This is a genomic window from Pseudomonas sp. HY7a-MNA-CIBAN-0227, assembly GCF_040310325.1.
Taxonomy (GTDB): domain Bacteria; phylum Pseudomonadota; class Gammaproteobacteria; order Pseudomonadales; family Pseudomonadaceae; genus Aquipseudomonas.
Genome location: NZ_JBEOPT010000325.1, coordinates 1 through 242 on the forward strand (window position 1 = coordinate 1; position 242 = coordinate 242).

At 46.3% G+C, this 242-nt stretch carries 1 protein-coding gene; it reads left to right on the forward strand.

The window, feature by feature from the left end:
• Positions 1 to 242: glutamate synthase central domain-containing protein (locus AAEZ06_RS28120; RefSeq protein WP_350617478.1), on the forward strand; the 242-nt coding region annotated here is incomplete at both ends.

Here is a 242-nt window from a genome sequence, read left to right on the forward strand (position 1 = left end):
CCATTATGGTAACGGGTGCGGTGCATCATTACCTCATTGGTCAAGGTATTCGTACTGATGCCAATTTAATCATTGAGACGGGTCTCGCGCGTGATTCGCATCAAATAGCAGTATTGATTGGCTTTGGCGCGACTTGTGTCTATCCATATCTGGCTTATGATGTCATTGATGATTTGGTTGCAACCGGTGAGCTATTGGGCGATCCGATTCAAGCGCGGGTTAATTTCCGTAAGGGCTTAGAT